The organism is Microcoleus sp. w2-18bC1 (genome assembly GCF_036700365.1).
Lineage (GTDB): Bacteria > Cyanobacteriota > Cyanobacteriia > Cyanobacteriales > Microcoleaceae > Microcoleus.
This window is the reverse complement of record NZ_JAUBOS010000145.1, coordinates 1-2,415: the sequence shown is the minus strand read 5'-3', so window position 1 is coordinate 2,415 and position 2,415 is coordinate 1. Positions and strand designations below refer to the sequence as shown.

Sequence of the window (2,415 nt, the reverse complement as noted above, 5' to 3'; positions counted from 1 at the left end):
TACACAATCATTCTGCCTATTCAGGACGGCGATGTCTGAGGGGTGAAACCCCTCAGACATTCGCCAACAGTCTCTTGGTAAACGGGTGCTGCATAAAGTATTTGGCTTTACCCGCAAATGGATACAAGCCTCCAGACTTCAGTTGTTCGCCACCCCAAATTTTCAACTCCCCTTCTTGCTGGCAGATTCATCTTTTGTGCTGTAAATCTAAAATCTAAAATCTAAAATCTAAAATCGACTGACTTTTGCTTGCGATCGACCAGGAATATCTGCTAGTTTTTTCTGGGGATCTAAACTATCTGTTAGTAATAATTGTCTAAGGTGGAAATATGTCTATTCCTCAACTCAAGCCAGCCGATGACAAAGAAGTGAAAGTCTACGCGCCTTTCTGTCAAGAGCCCAGGCGCAAGTTTTTACCGCACGCTATTGGCCTCTACAAGCTCAAAAGCTTGGAGGGGGCAAGAAAAATTGACGGCGGGGAGAGCGTGCCCTTTGTCGCTAGTTGGAATATCTCGTCGCTGCCGATCGACTTAACCCGCTGTCGGGTGTTGTTTGACGGCAATGCTGAACTCAGCTACGAAGTGACTATGCAAAGCTCTGAGTTTGTTAGTTGCTTAATTGAGGTTCTCCTGACTTTTCAGCGAACTCGTACCGTCGATTTTTCTAAAACGTTTTACCGCAAGCTGATGCGAATGGATGAATAACTTTCACCGCAACCGCATTCCTGAAAGCCTGCAATTGACAATCAAGCAATTTAATCCGGGGCCCCCGGATTGATTCGTGGATCGAGAAAAAAGCTCCGAATCCCGATCGCCAGCCCCCGGATTTATCAGTGGGGTCGCTTTCTTCAATCTAAAATCTAAATCTAAAATCTAAAATCGATTGAGGGGCGCTATAACTGGCGCACCAATAGTGTAATACCATTTTTTTAAAGATGTGATAGAGATAAAGAATGTAAAATCCAAGACCATCCGGTGAGAAAACCAATGACACGATCGGTGAAAGATACCAAAATTTCCTGGACTCTTATGCGAAGTTCGTCCAGATTACTAAACACTGACTTTCGCTAAAAAATCTTTCAGATATTCCCACACTCTTTCTGTGGGATTTACTTCAGGACAAGCCGGAGGCTGAAATAGTAAAATGATATTGTCTGGTAATTCAGATGAGCTTAAATTATGAGCGGGTGCGTTATCTACTTGAATGATGTGTAATTCATGAGGATATTGTCTTGACAAAAGTTGTAAATATGCTTCAAAACAAACTTTGTCTAAATGCGAAAACTCCCAAAAAAAACTTTTTCCACTAGGGATGGATACTGCCTCATAAGTAGTCAAACAAAATTAATTACACAAACAACTAATATGATATAATAAAAAACATCAAGTTGTGTTTAAAGAGGTTTTATATGTTTTTACTTCGAGATATTAACCCCCTTTCCTTAAAATTGCTAAACCGAATTTATCGCGAAAGCAGACATCATCAAGTGCGCCAAAGAGCACATTTTTTAATTTTGGCTTCACAAAATATCAAGAATGAAAATTTAATGAAAATTTTTAAAGTTAGTTATAAGACTATGTATAACTGGTTGAATCGATGGGAAGATGAGGGAATGCTCGGATTATATAATAAACCAGGTAGAGGCAGAAAAGAAACATTTAATTCCGCACAATCAGATCAAATTAGAGACTGGGTAAAATTGCAACCCAAACAATTAAAGCAAGTAGTACAAAAAATCAAAAAAGAATGGTCTGTTAATATAAGTACAGAAACAATTAAGAGAATAATTAAAAAAAAAGGATGAGTTGGCATAGGATGCGTCGAGGTGTTGGCGGCAAGCCAGACCCCATAGAATACAAGGGAAAAAAAGAAAAGTTGTCAGAATTAAAACAATTAGAAGATGAGGGAAAAATTGATTTATACTATTTGGATGAGTCCGGATTTTGTGGCATCCCTTGTGTCCCTTATGGATGGCAAGATATTGGTGAATATTTGTCAATTGATAGTCGTAGAACAAAGCGTTTAAATGTCTTGGGAATCATGAATCGGCAAAACACTCGACCTGCTTATGTTTCAGAGCAGACTATTAATTCTGATGTAATCATAGCCTGCATAGATACTTTCTTTGATGTGGTGGAGCGGCCAACAGTTATTGTACTAGATCAAGCTTCTATCCATACTAGCAATGCCATTTTCGAGAAAATTGAAGAATGGAAAGAACGCGGTTTAACTATATTTGAATTGCCTACTTATTCACCTGAATTGAATTTAATTGAGATTTTGTGGCGGTTTATCAAATATCAATGGCTCGAAATAGATGCCGTAAGGATTCAGGTCTGAAATTCGGGAATGAGATCAGGCCGAGCCAAGTCACAAGAATGGGCAGAAATAGCCTCACGGAAAAAAGCCATTACT

General features: G+C 39.1%; 4 protein-coding genes. 3 read left to right on the top strand and 1 reads right to left on the bottom strand.

The window, feature by feature from the left end:
* Nucleotides 1-329: 329 nt before the first annotated feature.
* A complete protein-coding gene (gene ebsA / locus QT979_RS28730; RefSeq protein ID WP_006634686.1) occupies nt 330-704 on the top strand; it encodes a type IV pilus biogenesis protein EbsA in 375 nt (124 codons plus the stop codon).
* A 345-nt stretch (nt 705-1,049) separates the two neighbouring features.
* Here the strand turns inward: ebsA and QT979_RS28725 are convergent, their stop codons facing one another.
* Nucleotides 1,050-1,337 (bottom strand): transposase, encoded by a 288-nt coding sequence (locus tag QT979_RS28725; protein WP_333312372.1) that lies wholly within the window; start codon nt 1,335-1,337, stop codon nt 1,050-1,052.
* A gap of 71 nt (nt 1,338-1,408) precedes the next feature.
* Here QT979_RS28725 and QT979_RS28720 point away from each other — a divergent pair, with 71 nt between their 5' ends.
* Both QT979_RS28720 and QT979_RS28715 read left to right on the top strand, forming a co-directional pair.
* Complete coding sequence (locus QT979_RS28720; protein WP_333312371.1) at nt 1,409-1,804, top strand: helix-turn-helix domain-containing protein; 396 nt, start codon at nt 1,409-1,411, stop codon at nt 1,802-1,804.
* A gap of 11 nt (nt 1,805-1,815) precedes the next feature.
* Nucleotides 1,816-2,340 (top strand): IS630 family transposase, encoded by a 525-nt coding sequence (locus QT979_RS28715; RefSeq protein WP_333312370.1) that lies wholly within the window; start codon nt 1,816-1,818, stop codon nt 2,338-2,340.
* Nucleotides 2,341-2,415: the final 75 nt, after the last annotated feature.